Origin of the sequence: Oribacterium sp. WCC10 (assembly GCF_900113415.1) — a bacterium.
Taxonomy (GTDB): Bacteria; Bacillota; Clostridia; order Lachnospirales; family Lachnospiraceae; genus Oribacterium.
In genome coordinates this window covers 177,032-193,723 of sequence record NZ_FOPH01000002.1, presented here as the reverse complement: position 1 = coordinate 193,723, position 16,692 = coordinate 177,032, and the positions used below count along the sequence as shown (strand labels likewise).

11 protein-coding genes and 3 tRNA genes are annotated in these 16,692 nt (G+C 42.9%); 1 reads left to right on the top strand and 13 read right to left on the bottom strand.

The window, feature by feature from the left end:
• The first annotated feature begins 129 nt into the window (after positions 1-129).
• Positions 130-1,509 (top strand): MATE family efflux transporter, encoded by a 1,380-nt coding sequence (locus tag BM294_RS02190; RefSeq protein WP_091204440.1) that lies wholly within the window; start codon positions 130-132, stop codon positions 1,507-1,509.
• 958 nt (positions 1,510-2,467) lie between these two features.
• Here the strand turns inward: BM294_RS02190 and BM294_RS02185 are convergent.
• The 13 genes from BM294_RS02185 to mfd all read right to left on the bottom strand — a co-directional run bounded on the left by BM294_RS02185 (position 2,468) and on the right by mfd (position 16,671).
• On the bottom strand, positions 2,468-3,061 hold the full coding sequence (locus tag BM294_RS02185; protein WP_091204438.1) for a hypothetical protein: 594 nt from the start codon (positions 3,059-3,061) through the stop codon (positions 2,468-2,470).
• Between the two features lie 495 nt (positions 3,062-3,556).
• Positions 3,557-4,996 (bottom strand): SH3 domain-containing protein, encoded by a 1,440-nt coding sequence (locus tag BM294_RS02180; RefSeq protein ID WP_175494422.1) that lies wholly within the window; start codon positions 4,994-4,996, stop codon positions 3,557-3,559.
• 135 nt (positions 4,997-5,131) lie between these two features.
• Positions 5,132-7,102, bottom strand: a complete 1,971-nt coding sequence (locus BM294_RS02175) for a zinc ribbon domain-containing protein (RefSeq protein ID WP_091204434.1) — start codon at positions 7,100-7,102, stop codon at positions 5,132-5,134.
• 334 nt (positions 7,103-7,436) lie between these two features.
• Positions 7,437-7,508, bottom strand: a tRNA-Gly gene (locus BM294_RS02170).
• Between the two features lie 102 nt (positions 7,509-7,610).
• Positions 7,611-7,683 (bottom strand) — tRNA-Phe (locus tag BM294_RS02165).
• Positions 7,684-7,688: 5 nt separating this feature from the next.
• Positions 7,689-7,759 (bottom strand) — tRNA-Gly (locus tag BM294_RS02160).
• A 144-nt stretch (positions 7,760-7,903) separates the two neighbouring features.
• Positions 7,904-9,988: a glycoside hydrolase family 13 protein gene (locus BM294_RS02155; protein WP_091204432.1), complete on the bottom strand. Its 2,085-nt coding sequence runs from the start codon at positions 9,986-9,988 to the stop codon at positions 7,904-7,906.
• Between the two features lie 102 nt (positions 9,989-10,090).
• On the bottom strand, positions 10,091-10,621 hold the full coding sequence (hpt, locus tag BM294_RS02150) for a hypoxanthine phosphoribosyltransferase (protein WP_091204430.1): 531 nt from the start codon (positions 10,619-10,621) through the stop codon (positions 10,091-10,093).
• Positions 10,590-11,759, bottom strand: a complete 1,170-nt coding sequence (locus BM294_RS02145; RefSeq protein WP_207648039.1) for a tRNA lysidine(34) synthetase — start codon at positions 11,757-11,759, stop codon at positions 10,590-10,592. Before BM294_RS02145 ends, hpt begins: the two co-directional genes overlap by 32 nt.
• Positions 11,760-11,879: 120 nt before the next feature.
• Positions 11,880-12,191: a hypothetical protein gene (locus BM294_RS02140; protein WP_091204427.1), complete on the bottom strand. Its 312-nt coding sequence runs from the start codon at positions 12,189-12,191 to the stop codon at positions 11,880-11,882.
• Positions 12,192-12,257: 66 nt separating this feature from the next.
• Entirely contained in the window at positions 12,258-12,497 is a 240-nt protein-coding gene (locus BM294_RS02135) for an RNA-binding S4 domain-containing protein (protein WP_091204426.1), read from the bottom strand.
• 161 nt (positions 12,498-12,658) lie between these two features.
• A complete protein-coding gene (locus tag BM294_RS02130; RefSeq protein ID WP_091204425.1) occupies positions 12,659-12,931 on the bottom strand; it encodes an HU family DNA-binding protein in 273 nt (90 codons plus the stop codon).
• 191 nt (positions 12,932-13,122) lie between these two features.
• On the bottom strand, positions 13,123-16,671 hold the full coding sequence (gene mfd, locus BM294_RS02125) for a transcription-repair coupling factor (protein ID WP_091204424.1): 3,549 nt from the start codon (positions 16,669-16,671) through the stop codon (positions 13,123-13,125).
• Between the last annotated feature and the right edge of the window lie 21 nt (positions 16,672-16,692).

The window sequence follows — 16,692 nt, the reverse complement described above, 5'->3', positions numbered from 1 at the left end:
TGTGCGATTACTAAGTTTTAAGAGTTTGATTGTTTTTAAAAGAAAAATGCTCATTTCTATTGGAAATTCAACAACAACATATTATAATGCTCGTTTGTTATTTGGATTTGTATCTCATTTGGAGGTTTTATGGAAGTAACTATGACGAAGGGAAACCCGTTTCCCATTATTCTCAAATTTATGATTCCCCTTTTTATAGGCAATGTTTTTCAGCAACTTTACAACATGGCAGACACTATCATCGTTGGCCGCTTTGTAAGCTCTGATGCATTGGCCGCTGTAGGAGCCACAGGAAACATCATGTTTCTGGTTCTCGGTTTTTCCCAGGGACTTTGTACAGGTTTTACGGTACTGACCTCACAGTCTTACGGCGCCCAAAACTATAAAAGAGTCAAGCGAAGCGTTGCAAACGGCATACTTCTTGCTCTTATAGTCATCTGCATCGTCACACTTCTTTCTGTTTCCCTCATGAGACCATTACTTCATCTTATGAACACTCCGGCTAATATTTATCAGGATTCTCTTACTTACATCACCATCATTTGTGCAGGAACTGTATGCAGCGTTTACTACAATCTATTCTCAGCATTCATACGTTCCATAGGAAACAGCAAAGTTCCTCTCTACTTTCTTATATTCAGTGCATGTCTTAATGTAGGTTTGGATCTTATCTTTATTATAGTAGGAAAGATGGGCGTTGCCGGTGCAGCCTGGGCCACTAATCTTTCTCAGGGAATCTCCGCAATCCTTTGTCTCGTATACATTCACCAGAAGGCAACTGTGCTTTGGCCTGATAAAAAGGATTGGCACATCAATCGTGTAGACACCCAGCATCAGATGGCTGTAGGCGTTCCCATGGCGCTTCAGTTTGGCATCACAGCTTCCGGAACCATGGTAATGCAATCCGCAATCAACCTTTTCGGCTCAACCGCAGTTGCAGCCTATACCGCTGCAAACAAGCTAAACAGCCTTATGGTTCAGGAAATGCTAGCCATGGGACAGGCTGTTGCCACCTATTGCGGTCAGAATTACGGATGTCGTGACAGTAACCGAATAAACAAGGGCGTACATGCCGCCATCGTTATCGAAGTCACATACGCCATCCTTGCTGCCATACTCTGTGTATTCCTTCTGAAACCGGTAATGTCTCTGTTTTTTGCCAACACCGGTTCCGTTACAGACGGAGAAGTTCTCGACACCATATCACTTATGATGCCATGGGCAAGAACATACAATCATACAGTTATCATGTTCTACATCCCACTGAGCTTCATATTCATCTTCCGTAATGCCATGCAGGGCTGCGGACACGGTTTCCTTCCTATGATGGGGGGCGTGGTCGAGTTTTTCGCAAGACTTATAGTAGCCCTTATAGCCATGCATCTCACAAGCTTCCAGCTTGCAGTATTCTGTGATCCTGCCGCATGGATAGCCGCCGGTACTTTTACAGCAGTTTCATACTCTTTCGTGATAAAGAGAGTGCGTCGCGAACTTGCACGTATGGAATAACTCCAATACATTCATATGAGCATTTATCAGATCAACAACATTCGTCGGCGGTTCCCGAAATCAGGAACCACCGCTAAAATAAATCAAAAGAAAAGGGCTACCTTCCGGTAGCCCCATATTTTTACCTAATTACTAAATACACCCTGAAACTCTTTATCGAGTTTCCTTACTTAATTGTACTTCGGTTTGTACCTCGTTTCTTAGATTTCTATTTACTTTTATTAATATCTCTTCGATAGAACTTTTATATCTTATGGATATCATCTATAAATAGATTATTTCTTTATTCAGTTTTGATATTCAATTGTCGATCGGCTTTTATTTATTACTTGAATTTCTTTTTTAATCTTTCAAAGTATTCTTCTTTTCAGATTCTTAAGACTCTATGACCTCCCTTAAAGGTCTTCAACTAATTTACACTTTTCTATTTAGCTATCCTTTTGATAACCCTTCAATGCCGATCTCTTCTGCGATAATATCACCTGGACTTTTAAGAAATAATCCGAAGATGCACTTCTCTAATGATTTGAACTGCCTCATCGAATGTACGGTTCGATGATGTTCTCATGTTTTTCTTCTTTTTTAAGCGGTCCAGAGGATACTATCGACTGACTGATCTGGTGTCATCGCTTTGTACCTCTTACTTTCTTCGATCTAGTTTCGTAGGTTCATCTCCTACACTTTTGTCAACCGGCCCTTCACCCTTTCTCGTCAGATGAACTTTTCTGTTGACTTTTCTTTTTTTGTTATACTTATGATATCAGCAAATGATATATTTGTAAAGTTTTATTTTGTGGAAATTATTTTTATTTAATACATTTCATAAGTATTATGAGAAATATCATCCTGTTCCCTTTCCGCAGAGAAACATCCCCCCATGCCATTTGTTTATTCGTCATCAGTATTCAAAAAGGGATGTCCAAACGGACACCCCCCTTTTTATGTTTATTCATAATACTCAGCTTTTATTGAGGAGCCTGGACAGCTCATTCATCAGCAGCACTGTAACACTTGAATCCTCAGTGTAGTTCTTCGGAAGATCATCACGGGCACGAACATAACCTGTATTGCCCTTTTCAAAAACAATCACTTCATCCTCTTCACTAGGAAGCGCCATACCGTAAACTTCAGTCGCTTCGCGATATATAGCATCAAGATCAAGCGCATTGTTTATCTGTGACTGAATTTCTTCATTCTTAAGTCTAAGATCTTCAAGCTCACTGCGCTTACGTTCTATACTTGCAAGTCTTGTTGAAACTTTGGTATCAAGACTTATGCACTGATATGAAGATGCAAATATCACTATAAGCGAGATCACAAGTGCCACATAACATATCCTGTCTATAACCACAGCCGGAATGCAACGAAAGATAGGTTTAATTACACTTTTGTCTTTTGTATATTCCATCCTGATCTGTCCGCTACCCGTACGGTACAGATGTATCTGATCTCTATGACCTCTCTGTTCAATAACAACAGTACTGCTTGCAGCGCTCATCTCCTCCGCATCCACAGCCCTGACTGTATTGCCACGAACCTCATATTGTTTCACTTTACTGATCCCCTTACATAATTCTGACTTTTGAAACACTTGTTTCACCCCTGAGCATTTCAAAATCCAATTACATCCCTAAATATCACCAATCACGATCAATGTAATTATCATGTAATAATTATACATATAAATCACTTAATATAAACCTTAATTTGCAGAAAAACGTAATAATTTTTCTAAAGATATCATCACAATAAAATAAATAGAGAAAAGGATTGTAATTACGAAATTCTGCGATTTCCGGAAAAAATATCTTATTTCATTTTCTTTTTAATGCTTTTTCTACGTATAATTCTATAAATCAGCGCAAAAATTAAGCCACAGTTAAAATCGGAATTATTATTTGAGCCCTTTTTCTCAAATATTTCGCCCGATTTAACCATGGCTCACTATCAAAATTTTAAAATACTAACTTTTGGAATATCTTTCTGCAAATCAGAAAGATCAATATTTTACATTTTGGTTGAATCGATGTCTCAAACCCCCCTTCACTTACATCATGTAAGGAATCTGCAATTTATATATATTTCTTAGCCAGGTGGTTCTGTTTGCCCTTTCTGTATCCAAAGTATTGATCATAACAGACCTCGTTCTCATAACGCCAGGACCCGCATAGTAACCTATGGAACTCACAGCACTGATAACATAATACCTTCCTCCGACTGTCCCGAGATACATCATCTCATGCCCCTTGAAAAAGAGAACGCTTCCTATCGGCATATTATTCAGTATCGCAGCTTTTTGTTCGTCGGAACAATCAGTAACGTCAAAGCCAAATGCATTGGACGCCGCCTGCCATGTTGTATTTCTCGGAAGCACAAGTCCGAAGCATCTGTATATGTCCCCCACATATCCTGAACAGTCATTGGACGAAAGCATTCCGCCCCATCCATATGTTTCTCCAAGCATGTTAAATGCCACCGTAATTATATTCCTTGTTGTCAGAGGAAGATATCCTTCGTTCACATCGGCATTGGCACTCACAAGCGCAAGTTCCTTTGTATAGCTTCCATCTGATCGTCTTACCGGAATATAAACAACATAGTTTCCTATAGTCGCACGATTTGTAACTCTGGCTCCGTAGGAGCCTTCAGGAGCCATTTCCAGAACCGTTCCCATGGTAAGCATAAGATTTGATGTCGCCGGATTTGTATTGGATTCCGAAAGATGTATTTTATTTCCTGTAACAACCAAAACCCTGTTATCCGGGATATTCCACGCATTCTCCCACTCAACTTTTGAAGCGCATATAGCCACATCGGACGCTTTCACCCATCCATAGCAGTTTACAGATAATGTATAGTACCATAACCCGTCAGCAGAAACCGACTTAATGATAAGCGGTTCGTTCACTCTGACAGCTGAAAGAGTATTGTAGTCGAAGTTCAGATCGCCCTGTTCATCCGTGATGATTGTCGTGGTAGGAAATGCCGTCTGTAAAGTCCTCTTCACAACTATCCCGTACATTGGCGCTCCGGACATAGTACCCATTCTGCTCTGTGTATTAGCCGCAATGCTCTCAATCAGTTCATCAGTCAGATTGTTGCCATACTGATCATAGTAGCCTTTACTCTGATATGCCTTAAGTTCCTCCATTGAAGACTTAAGAAGATTCTCATTCAGATTATCAGTATCAATAGTCTTGTCATAATTAATAAGATCATTCATGTTGGTGGCTGCATTGGCACAATTATCGGCATTGATACGCTTTATAGCAGCAGCATCTGCAAGCACCCCGTCAACATTACCGCCCTGTAATGACAGCCAGTAATCAGCTGTATTCATCTCTGCAGTAACATAAGGCATATATGTAACTCCGGCATAAGTGCACGCAGGCTGCACGGCAAGGATAGCTACCGTCACAGCCGCTGCTGCAGCCCCCCTGAACATTCTGTTTATTCCTGTTTTTATACTATCCGAATCAATTCTCATATGATCCTCCCCAATGAAAAAGGCGTCATTTTCTGAGCCGCATACATCATCGCTCATAATCATAACGCCTTGTTGAATTTCAAGCTACACACTGCTAAAAACCAAAATATCAGTTAAGCAAATAACACTCCCATACTATTTCAGCTTACACTCTTCTGTGATTCCAGCCTGAGAAACAGTTAAGGTCTTACCGTCAGAAGAAACCGACATCAGCGCCTTAAAGTCAGACTCGTCATCAGATGTTGCAATATAGACGCCATGCCCTACCGACTCCAGTGTATACTCTTCCTTACCGCCAAATGAAGTATAGCTAAATGTTGCCTTTCCATAAGCATTGCCGCTCTGAAGTTTTATCTTCCAGGTAGAGACATTGCCTACATATGAGCCATTCTTAAGCGCAGGATCATCATTTCGTCTGGGAACAGATTTGCTCCAGGCACCATTCTCATCCAGCCAGTAACCATCAGTCGAATAGTTGTTTTTTATCAGAGTTTCATCAGGTCCCAGATAGTAATACTTGCCTTTATACTCTACCCACTGATCACTCACATACTCACCTCTGGAATCCATATACAGAACCGCACCATCCTGAAGATAGTCCCATTCTCCTCCTGTGATAGAGTTTTCGGAAGGATCATTTCCCGAGCTCTTTTTCGAGTCTTCCTGTCCCAACTGTTTTACATCCGGATCCCAGCTTCCGTCGGACTTTACATAATATCCATCAGGAGTGTAACCGTTGGTCATCATGTAGCCGTCTTCATCAATATAATAGTATTTCCCTTTATCCTGCACCCAGGTATCCTTGACAAGACGTCCGTTCTTCTCATATATCCAGGCACCGCTCTTCATCTTGGTCCACTGTCCGCCTGTAATCGTGCCGATCTCCCGCTTTGCTTCAGTCTCAGGTTCAGTTTCTTTTTCTTTACTGTTTTTTCCGCTGTTAGAATTTTTCGCACCTTTTAGCAGTTCTTCATTCTTTTTTATTTTATCCTTACCGGAACCCTTACCCTTATTGCCGTTTTCATCCGGTTTAACGTCTTCCGTTGTCTTTTTAACCGTAAAGTCTCCGCCAACAGTAACCTCTGCGCCTGACATCTTTCCGATCATAAGCATATTGCCAACTATCTGCTTATCACTTCCTGATATACAGTAAGCACCGATATGATCGATATGCATCTCACTCAGCTCTCCGTCCACGTCTCCGGTAAGAGATAGTCTGGCATGATAAATACCATCAGCCACCTCACTTATCCTCAGATTCTTTATCTGCTCATCAGTAAGCTCATTTGGATCATCATATTCATCACTATCGAAGCTCATGCCGCCCATGAAGTCCCATTCAAGGTTCCAGTTACCGTCCTTATCTATTTCAAGCGTACACTCAACAGGCGCAGCCATCGCTTTCTTTTTTTCTTCTTCAAAATCGTCAGGAACCCCCTCCACAGATTCATATCCGTCACAGACAGTAACCTGCATCTCGCCTTCATACTCACCTATCAAATCTGCAAGTTTTGCGTCTTCTTTTATGGTTACGCCCGAAGGCACCTTCAGTTTCGAAGCGTCTCCCGTATCCTTAGCCGAAGAATCCTTTACATCAGATTTGGCACCTCCTGTTTCAGAGTTGTTGCCCTTACCGCCGGAAGAACCGGTTTTGTCCGCAGAGCTCTCTTTTGCGATTGTCTCCTGCGTCACTACTCCCTTATCGCCTCCGCCCTTAAGCAGATTAAATGCAGCAAATCCACCTGCAAGCAACACAACCGCAGCACCTATACCGGCAAATATAACAACCGGGAATCCGCCCTTCTTGGCCGGAGGCTGATAGTAGTTACCGTTAGGTACTCCCGGTCCTTGCGTAAAGCCTCCCGATCCCCCGGGAGGTGTTGACGACGGAGCCGGTCCTCCCTCAGGTCTGTACGATCCCTGGAAATTCACGTTACTGCTCGATGACTGCCATGATGATCCATTATTATTCACGCCCGCATCATGTCCGCCCATAGAATCATTAACGCTATTATCTGCCGCAAAATCTACCTTAGCCCCGCAATTCTCGCAAAACATTGCATCGTCAGGAAGTTTTGCACCACAATTTTCACAAAACTTACTCATGATTTCACCTCACACTGGTGTACTGGGTCAAACTGCAACTTATATAGCTTCATTTTATCATGATTGTACTGGTTTTAAAACATTTTTAAGAGCTTCTATACGAGCCTTCCAAGACATCAGTGGCCTATAGAAGCACAAGACGGAAGGCGCTATACACCCTCTGGCAGACGCTTTGCACCGACCGGCCCGGCGGACGAGACTTATGATCCCAACCGGATTCCTTTGCAAAGTTCAATGTCACGTCCCACTATCCGGAATCATGCGTAACGGCAAATCGAATATTCATTCGCGAGTTAACAAAAAACACCCTAGAGAATCTCTCTAGGGTGTTAAGAGCGCGAGACGGGGATCGAACCCGCGATCTTCGCCTTGGCAAGGCGACGTAGTACCACTCTACTACTCGCGCATATAATGCTTGCTCAACGTTCATTTCTGCGAAGAGCAAAACTATTTGAAAGAGGCAACCGACCAGTGTGAATGTTATCGCTGATTCAATTATCTCTCTGAGTGCCCAGAACCGGAATCGAACCAGTGACACGAGGATTTTCAGTCCTCTGCTCTACCAACTGAGCTATCTGGGCAACTCAGCGGGTGATGGGAATCGAACCCACATGTTCAGCTTGGAAGGCTGACATTCTACCATTGAACTACACCCGCGAAGGTTTTTCGCGAACCGCTTATCGGTGACGCGAGTGTTATATTACACCACCAAACCCCCTTTGTCAACAAAAGATATAATTTTTTTGATTTTTATTTTGATTTTTATTTTTTCAGCCTGATTTCTTCTGTTGTATCCCACAATCACTTGTTATGCACTGCCAGATTGCAGTAGTATATCTTGCCCGTATAAGCGCGACATGTACACTTATACATGCCCTTCTCAGGATATCGTTTTGTCTGACCGGCATTATAACGTTCTTTTTCCGTAAGAAGCAGTCTGACAATCTGATTGTCCTCTTTTATCCCTGTACGCCACACAGGAATCTGCAGAGAGAATTCCTCCTCACCACAGTTAATAACTACAATCACCACTTCGCTCTTATACAGTCTCGCATATACTACATAATTATATCCTGCCATGATCTTCATAACAGAACCGTATCTGAATACATTGTACCTCTTATGAACACTGGAAAGATAATGATGATACTCTATGAGATCAAGATCTTCATGCCCCCATGGATACGGTCGTCTGGAATCCGGCTCCGTCCAGCCGCTCATCCCCGCCTCGTCTCCGTAATATATCGTTGGAGCTCCCGGCCATGTCATCTGCATCATGGCTCCAAGCCTGTATAAAGCCACATTAACGCCCTCATCAGCCGCATTTGAGCCCTCAGTCGCTATGCGTCCGACCCTCATATTGGTTCTGGTCATAAAACGACTGTGATCATGATTAGACAGCTGATTCATAGAGCACAGTACTGATACCTCCGGCATACGAGACATATGATATGTCATAGCGGCAAAGAACTGTTTTCCATCCCCCTTAAGTCCTTCGTTTCTTGAATCGGAATGCTTCTCCATTCCGGTCAGAAACCAGGTTATAGGCTCCATGAAAGCATCATAATTCATGATGGTATCCCACTCGTCTCCCTGAAGCCACCAGAAAGGGTCTCCATAGTGCTCAGCAAGTATGACTGCATCCGGATTCGCCTCCTTCACCACTTTTCTGAATTTCTTCCAGAAAAGATGGTTATAATCACCGGTATGCCCCAAATCCGCTGCAACATCAAGTCTCCAGCCATCAACACTGTATGGTGGACTTACCCACTTTTTACCGACAGAAAGGATCTTTTCCTCCAGCTCTCTCGAACCTTCGTAATTCAGTTTTGGCAGAGTATCATTACCCCACCACTTCTCGTATGTGTTATTCTTGGGCCATGCCTCATCACTGTTATCCCCGAATGCAAAGTAGTTATGATAAGGACTGTCCTTAAGCTGATATGCTCCCGCAAAATAATCGTTGCTCTTATCCCTGTAATTATAAAAATTGGACTTATTCATCCACTTGTTATAGGAACCGCAATGGTTGAATACTCCGTCTATGATTACACGCATCCCCCTCTTGTGGCATTCCTCCACAAACTGCAGGAACAGTTTATCACTCGCTTCCAGATTTTCAATGTTGGTCGTCCTGATGGAATACTTTGTTGCACGGGCATTATCTGTCTCCCAGTCCTCGATAACGGAGCCTCCATCCCTGACGATTCTGCCGATATGCGGATCTATATGATCGTAGTCCTGTATATCATACTTATGGTTGGACGGTGATACAAAAAGCGGGTTAAAATATATGACCTGAACTCCCAGATACTGGATATAATCCAACTTTGCCATAACTCCCTTCAGATCACCGCCATAGAACCTGTGTACATCAAAAGGCTCAACAGGAGTTTCCCAGTTTTTGATGCCCTTGACCGCTCTTCCAAGATAAATGTACTCGTTATCTATAACATTGTTGCTCTTGTCACCGTCATAAAACCTGTCTATAAATATCTGGTACATAATCGCGCCCTTCACCCAGTCGGGAACATGAAATCCCGGCATCAGGTGAAACGACATCTGCGGATTCATATCGTCAGACACTCCAAGCTGGTTGTAGTGTAATGCCTCACCCTGCTTTTCGATAAAAAAGCTGTAACTCAGCATAGCATTTCCGACAACAACCTGATACTCATAGAAGTCAAAACAATCGTCACTGAATATGAGTCTCATACGCTCTCTGGTATCAGTCTCGTGGAAATAAATGTAGACAGCATCCACATCTTGATATTTAGTTCTGAATCGGATTTTCACAGTATCACCGGGATTCTGCTCTGACGGCGAACGATAGTCATCCGTACCCGCAGTATACAGTGAATCCCAGTTGATTTCACTCATTCCCATGAAGCTCTACACTCTTCCCTAACACAACAACTGGCAAAACCAAGCGGATCACCGGGGCGATCCGCCATGTTACATCTTTACTTCAACAAGATGCCTGTAGCATCACTTATCGAACTCTACCACTCCGATGAACGGAAGATTACGATATCTCTGATCATAATCAAGGCCATAGCCAACCACAAACTTATCAGGTATCTCAAAGCATGAATACTTTACAGGAACTTCCTTTTCACGACGTGAAGGCTTATTCAGCAATGTACAAATCTCAATAGAATTCGGTTTACGCTCCAAAAGAAGTCTGCTGAGATGGTTAAGTGTATGTCCTGTATCGATGATATCCTCAACGATCATGACATTCTTTCCCTCCAATGGCTCATCAAGATCCTTAACGATCTTTACTATACCGCTTGAGGTTGTTCCTGCACCATAGCTTGAAACAGACATGAAATCAAAGGATACATCAACATCATGAAGTCTCTTGGCAAGCTCACACATGAACATGGCCCCACCCTTAAGTATGCAGATCAGATGTAATGATTTTCCCTTATACTCCTCTGAAATCTTATCCGCAATCTCTATGATTTTCTCATTGATCTGTTCCTCAGGAATCAGAACTCTTACATGTTCCGCCATTATTCTTTCTCCTTTTAACACTCAAAATATCCTGATTTATCTTCAAAATCAGATGCTTTTTTCGATAATCGGCACTCATCCTGTACGGTAGATCCAAATGTGCATTACCGGGTCCGTGTATCAGACGATCCATATCTCCAAAATGCACCGAACTCCAGTCCTTAAGCGGTGTACCCATACGTCGTACCAGCCCGATCATAACATACCGTCTCACTATCTCCGGATAGCTCTTAAGTCCGGCAACAGGCAGCGAAAGTGTCATTCCTTCTGCCTCCTCTGCCACAGCATTTTTTTCAATATACTCTTCGGCAAGTTTTGCGAAGAAATCATCCGCTTCTCTCAGCATCTCGGCTGTGTGCGCTATATGTGCACCGGCTTCGGGGTTGATTTCTTTGAGCTCCGGAAGGATATCATTCCTGATATGGTTCCTGGTGTACTGTACATCGAGATTTGTAGAATCTATAACATATGAAATGCCTTCATCTTTAAGCTTTCTCAGTATATATTCTCTCTTTATCGAAAGCAATGGCCGGATGATAAATCCTCTTTCAGGTCCCATACCGGCAAGCCCTCTTATTCCTGATCCTCTCACCAGATTATGAAGCACCGTTTCAGCCTGATCATCCATATGATGCGCCACAGCGATCCTGCAATGAAACTTCTCTGTATTATCTTCAAGCGGAAGATAACTTAAACCAGCGTCATCAGCTTTTATATCGCTTTTGCCTTCTTCGTATCTGAAATTGCCTTCTCTTATAAAATCCCCGTATCTTTCCAGTTCTCTCCTGACGTTTTCAAATACATCATACCTTAGTATTCGTGCAGCCTCTTCAAGGCTCATACCATTTTCTTTTGCCGCTTTCGGGGCATCAACATAGCATGTCCGGAATGGAATATCCCACTCCCTACAGAGTTCTTCAGAAAACCTCATGTCTCTGTCAGCTTCTTCACCACGTATTCCATGATGTACATGCACTGCAAACAGTCTGTAACAAAGCGATGCTCTTAACATCTTTAATGCATACAGAAGAAATACCGAATCCGGTCCTCCGGAAAGCCCTACCAGTACACAGTCGCCTTTATCTATCAGTCGGTGTTTAAAGATATAATCCCTTATCACCAGCATCTGCTTATCCATTTTAGTCCTGTTTACATGCGTATGTTTTGTCTCCATAACTACCATTATACCAATAAACTCCGATTTCATTAACCCGTAATATAGAAAAAGAGGGCAAAAGCCCTCTCTTTATGTCTCAATTTACTTCTGCGCGTCCGGTTTTATGATGATTTCATCCGGCATCTTAAGGCCAAATATCTCTCTGGCCTTCTCCATAGTGAACTCTTTGGTCTTAACATAGACCTTTTTCTGTTCAAGCTCTTCCGAAAGTCGCTGCTGCTCTTCTATATCAGCCTGAAGACTTTCCTCCTGAAGCTGATAATTATGATCCTGTTCCCTCAATGTCACGCTTCGCGCATGTATGGCAAGCGCAATGAACAGTACAACTATCGTTATTCCGATGATTGCCAGACGGTTTGATACAGTATTCTTATTTCTACGTCTGTTTCTCATATTTCACTCCTTAACTTGGATTATAATCTCATGCTATCCAAATATCAAGGAACGAGCCGACATAACTCAGATATATTCATACATATCCTTTGAGTCTTCCTTATGAACTGTTTCCTGAATAGCAGTAACTTTTACCTTAACCGACCTGGTTCCGAAAGAAATCTCGATAATATCACCAAGCTTAACTTCCGTCCCCGCTTTTGCCACCTTATCATTAATGGTTACACGCCCTGTATCACATGCCTCATTGGCAACGGTACGTCTCTTTATCAGTCTTGATACTTTGAGGTATTTGTCTAAACGCATAAATCTCCAATCCTTTATATCAAGTCAGGTTTCGCAGGGATAACGGCCTCATCACGCCACACTCCGGCAATACCCTCCTGTCCAAAAAAGGATGGCTGCAAAGCAACCATCCTTCAATGTTAACTTAATTTATAAAACATGTTTTGAGTTCAAAACCCGAATTAGTTAACCTTATCCTTAAGAGCCTTACCAGCCTTAAATCTTGGAGCCTTTGAAGCCTCAATCTTCATTGTTGCACCAGTTCTTGGGTTTCTACCCTCACGAGCAGCTCTCTCAGCAACATCGAATGTACCAAATCCGATAAGCTGAACCTTATCTCCATTTGCAAGTGCATCTGCAATAGCGTCAAATACGCCCTTAACTGCAGCCTCTGCATCCTTCTTAGAAAGATCAGCCTTCTTAGCAACCTCTGCTACTAACTCCACTCTATTCATGTTAATTTCCTCCGTAATACCATCAGATTTAAATTTCCTGAAACGACAGGTTACCGATGTATCTTTTACTTTGTTTCACGCTTGAAATTATATATTTATAAATCCATCATGTCAACTAAGAACCGCATAATTGCGTGGTTTTCAGCCCTTTTTGACCCCTTTTTACATCAATGTTCAGATAAACGTAATCTTCACTTAATCATAGCTTCATCAGTATCAGCTTTTTTGATTTTTCTAAGGGTATTCTCCAGGTGCTCCATGGTTGCAGTTATCGTCCACGTTTTCTCTCTTGTACTCTGTCTGAACACCATCATAGGAACAGCGCCTCCGGAGAATCGCAGATGCCCGTGATTCTCCTTCACCACCTCGGGGATAGCATCAACTTTTATGTCAGCCTTTGAATCCAGAACTATCTTGAACATACCTTTCTGAATGTCAACCTCAGTTGCGTAGCACTGATGAGCAAGAACCCTAAGCTTTGCGATGTACAGAAGATTTTCACACTCAACCGGCAGTTCTCCGAAACGATCGATAAGTTCGTCCTGAATATCACTGAAATCTTCATCTCCGGTGATGGAAGATATACGCTTATACGTATCCAGCTTCTGGGCCTCGTTGGATATGTACGAATCCGGAATAAATGCATCTATATCGCAATTTATCTGTGTATCAAACTCAGCTTCTTCCTTAGCTTCGCCCTTCTCCTCCATAACTGCGGTATTTAACAGTTTACAGTACAGATCGTATCCCACTGCTTCCATATGTCCATGTTGTTCAGCCCCCAGAACATTACCGGCACCTCTTATCTCCAGATCTCTCATGGCTATACGGATTCCTGACCCAAGCTGGGTAAATTCTCTTATAGCCTTCAGCCTCTTTTCAGACTCTTCGCTCAGCATCTTCCCGCGTCTGTACATCAGAAATGCATATGCCGTGCGGCTTGATCTTCCAACTCTACCTCTAAGCTGATACAACTGTGATAGTCCCATACGCTCCGCATCCTGAATGATGAGCGTGTTGGCATTCGGAATATCAAGTCCCGTTTCGATAATCGTGGTAGAAACCAGAACATCAATCTCCCCGTTTATAAACTGAAGCATGATGTCTTCCAACTGATTCTCGGACATCTGTCCATGCGCGTAGGAAATTCTCGCTTCCGGACACAGCTTCTGAATATGTCCCGCTATATCAGCGATGTTGTTAACTCTGTTATAAACGTAATACACCTGTCCAACTCTGGCCAGTTCTCTGGATATAGCTTCACGTATAAGCTCATCATTGTACTCCATAACATAAGTCTGGATAGGCTGACGATCAATCGGAGGCTCTTCAAGAACAGACATATCTCTGATTCCGGCAAGAGACATATGAAGAGTTCTTGGAATAGGCGTTGCCGAAAGTGTAAGGACATCAACGTTCTTTTTAAGATTCTTTATCCTCTCCTTATGTGTGACTCCAAACCTTTGTTCCTCATCAATGATAAGCAGCCCAAGATCCTTGAACTCAACATCCTTACTGAGAAGCCTGTGTGTACCTATAACTATATCGACTCTTCCTGCCTTTACATCCTCAATGGATTTTTTGATCTGCTGAGGAGTCCTGAACCTGCAAAGGAGGGCAATGTTTACCGGGAAGCCCTTCATCCTTTCCACAAATGTATTATATACCTGCTGGGCAAGTATAGTGGTAGGAACCAGATATGCAACCTGCTTCGAATCCTGAACCGCTTTGAACGCCGCTCTAAGAGCAATTTCAGTCTTGCCGTAACCTACATCTCCGCAAATAAGTCTGTCCATGATCTTATGGCTTTCCATATCTGCCTTTGTGGCATCTATTGCTATTTCCTGATCCGCGGTCTCTTCATAAGGGAACATTTCTTCAAATTCCTTCTGCCATATGGTATCTTTCCCATATTTATATCCGGAATCACTCTGACGTGCAGCATATAGTTTCACAAGGTCCTTCGCAATCTCCTTGACCGCATGCTGCACCCTGCTTCTGGTCTTCTGCCACTCATTTCCGTTTAGCTTATTTAGTTTCGGAGCCTTACCTATATCCTGGCTTGCATACTTCTGTATTCCTTCAAGCTTCGTTGCAGGAAGGTACAGATTACCTCCATCACCGTATTCAACCTTAATGTAATCCTTGGTCACTCCTTCAGACTTAATACGCTCAATACCCTTATAGATACCTATACCGTGATCTTCATGTACCACATAATCTCCCACAGAAAGCTCACTGAGCTTTGATATCTTTTGTCCGTCGAATTTCTTTTGCTTACGCTTCTTACGAACAACATTGGCATTACCGAACATATCTCCTTCGGTAAGGAGAACGAACTTTTCAGCCGGAAACTGATATCCACTGTTCAGAACTCCGAATCTAACCTGAATAGCTCCTCGTTCTGCCTGTTCCCTGGCCACACGCAAAGAACCGTCACTTGCGTTTCCTGCTGCACGATAACCGGTTTCCCCCGATTTTGCATTCTTCGCTTCTCCACCATAATCCCCGGTATCCGGACAATACGCACGGAGTTCATAATCCCTCAAATCCTGGGCAAGTCTTGACGCCCTGGTTCTTGAAGGGCTCAAAAGTACTATCTCATAGTTCTCTTTTTGCCAATGTTTAAGATCCTTTATCAGAAGTTCGAAACCGGACTTATATGGCACCACCTCACCGGTATCAAAACGGAATGATAAGGCAGTCTGCATCCTGCTTAAATTAGTACCGAGCGTACTGAATGCCACTGTCCTGCCATCGCAAAGCCTGTCCATAATGTTGTCTATGCTGTAGATAAGTTTGTCAGGATCCTTCTCATCTTGTACACCCATTCCGTTTGCTTCAAGCATTTCTGTAAGCCTGGCATGTTTCTGCATCTCAGTGAGGCGTGCTTCAAAACTTTCTCTGAACTCAGTCTCAACAGTCTCTCCACGCTCTCTCAATCTGTCAGGTTCATCAAGAAAAAAGATTGAGTCCTCTCCAAAATAATCAAGAAGGCTCACTTCTTTTTCTTCGCCATTCTTAGCCCTGGCCCTGTCAGATGCCGGATATATCTCAGCTTCTTCCAAAGACTCAATGGATCTTTGGCTGTCAACATCAAAGGAACGAATATTATCAACCTCTGTGTCCCAGAATTCAATACGGATAGGATTCTCTGCCGTGAACGGGTAAATGTCCGCTATTCCTCCGCGAACAGAATATTCTCCCATAGCCTCCACCTCAGTCATTCTTTCATAGCCAAGATTGGTGAGCTTCTGTGTAAGTGCCTCCATCTCCATGACCATACCGGGGCTTATACGAAGTACCGACTCAGTAAACTTCTCTTTTTCAAGAACCTTGTCCATAAGAGCGTCAATACTTGCAACTATAACTCCCCCATCATCCTCCATAAGATGCCTCAGAACTTCCACACGTTGTCTTGTTATGAGTGTACCCTGAGTATCCGCCTGATAAAACAGAAAATCCTTTGCCGGATAGTACCATGCATTTTCAGAAAATGCATGGATATCCTTTACGAACTGCTTGCCGGTCATCTCATCTTTAACCACCATGAGTTTCCAGCTTCCGCCGAATTTCACCCCTGCATTCTTAGCCGATACCTGAGCTGCACTGTTAAGTGCCACCAGAATCTGTGCCTTTACAGGATCAACAGTGCCAGTCACAGCCAGTGGCCCTCTCCTTTCCTGAAGCGCCTGTTGCAGTTCCTTATAAGAATTTGTTCGTAAAAACGGATTAACCATGTGCCTTCCTTTTCGTATGTT

Coding starts and splice junctions, on each gene's coding strand:
- BM294_RS02190 (WP_091204440.1), top strand. CDS start 130: ATGGAAGTAACTATGACGAAGGGAAACCCGTTTCCCATTATTCTCAAA.
- BM294_RS02180 (WP_175494422.1), bottom strand. CDS start 4,996: ATGAGAATTGATTCGGATAGTATAAAAACAGGAATAAACAGAATGTTC.
- BM294_RS02175 (WP_091204434.1), bottom strand. CDS start 7,102: ATGAGTAAGTTTTGTGAAAATTGTGGTGCAAAACTTCCTGACGATGCA.
- BM294_RS02155 (WP_091204432.1), bottom strand. CDS start 9,988: ATGGGAATGAGTGAAATCAACTGGGATTCACTGTATACTGCGGGTACG.
- hpt (WP_091204430.1), bottom strand. CDS start 10,621: ATGGCGGAACATGTAAGAGTTCTGATTCCTGAGGAACAGATCAATGAG.
- BM294_RS02145 (WP_207648039.1), bottom strand. CDS start 11,759: ATGGATAAGCAGATGCTGGTGATAAGGGATTATATCTTTAAACACCGA.
- BM294_RS02140 (WP_091204427.1), bottom strand. CDS start 12,191: ATGAGAAACAGACGTAGAAATAAGAATACTGTATCAAACCGTCTGGCA.
- BM294_RS02135 (WP_091204426.1), bottom strand. CDS start 12,497: ATGCGTTTAGACAAATACCTCAAAGTATCAAGACTGATAAAGAGACGT.
- BM294_RS02130 (WP_091204425.1), bottom strand. CDS start 12,931: ATGAATAGAGTGGAGTTAGTAGCAGAGGTTGCTAAGAAGGCTGATCTT.
- mfd (WP_091204424.1), bottom strand. CDS start 16,671: ATGGTTAATCCGTTTTTACGAACAAATTCTTATAAGGAACTGCAACAG.